This window comes from Burkholderia sp. Bp8963 (assembly GCF_003854275.1).
Classification (GTDB): Bacteria; Pseudomonadota; Gammaproteobacteria; order Burkholderiales; family Burkholderiaceae; genus Burkholderia.
Window position 1 is genome coordinate 1 of record NZ_QTQP01000156.1, and the last position, 1,089, is coordinate 1,089.

The following is a 1,089-nucleotide window of genomic DNA, read 5'->3' on the forward strand; positions in this document are numbered from 1 at the left end:
TTACTCATAGGTCAGAAATTTAGCGGACAAATGGTCTATGCTTGAGCGACAGCTATTGACAGGATCGCTCATGAAACGAGACGGCCGGAGCCTGGCTCACAACACGCTTGAAGAGATGCGCATATTGGCAGTCCAACGGATGGCCGAAGGAGAGCATCCGACTGAGGTCGCGGCATCGTTTGGGATGCATCGCTCGTGGGCGTACAAGATCCGTGCCCAAGCGAGCGGCCGCGGTCGTGGCGTTCGGGTGCTGCGCTCGACCAAAGGCACGGGCCGCCCGCGCAAGCTCACGCCTGCGCAGGAACAGCAAGTGCTGCGCTGGATCAACGGCAAGAATCCGATGCAGTATGGATTTGACTTCGGGCTGTGGACGCGCAACCTGGTTCGCGAACTGGTGCGGCGAAAATTCGGTGTCACGCTGAGCCTGGCTTCGATTGGCGCGATGCTGGCACGCCTGAACCTGACACCGCAAAAGCCGCTGCAGCGTGCTTACCAGCGCGATCCAGAGGCAATTGATCGCTGGCGACACGACACGTATCCGGCCATTGCCAAGCAAGCGCGTGAGCAAAAGGCGGACATCTTCTTCTGGGACGAATCGGGCTTTCGAGCTGACTCGGTGCATGGCAAGACCTGGGCGCCGCGCGGTGAAACGCCCGTCGTTGAGCGTCCGGGCCAGCGGCAAAGCATGAGTGCGGCGTCCGCCGTCAACTCAAAGGGCGCCTTCTGGTTTGCGACATACGAAGGGGGCCTCAGCGGTGAGCTGTTCGTGACGCTGCTCAAGAAGTTGATGTTCAATCGGAAGAAGGGAGTTCATCTGATCGTCGACGGATTGCCCGCGCATAAGAAAGCTGTAGTCAAGGACTACGTCGCCAGCACGCAGGGCAAATTGACCTTGCACTTCCTGCCCGGTTACGCGCCGGACCTCAACCCGGATGAGTTGGTGTGGAGTCATGTCAAGCGCAGCGGCGTCGCGCGACGCCCTTTGCAAAAGGGTGAAAAACTCGGGCCGCGGATCCATGAACAGCTTGAAAAAATTGGGCAAGACCCGAAGCTCGTCCGCGCGTTCTTCAGACATCCATCTGTCCGCTA

At 59.3% G+C, this 1,089-nt stretch carries 1 protein-coding gene; it reads left to right on the forward strand.

Annotated elements, in window-relative coordinates; genetic code table 11:
- Nucleotides 1–70: 70 nt before the first annotated feature.
- On the forward strand, nucleotides 71–1,089 hold a 1,019-nt coding region (locus DID96_RS37770; protein WP_185732507.1), incomplete at its 3' end, for an IS630 family transposase.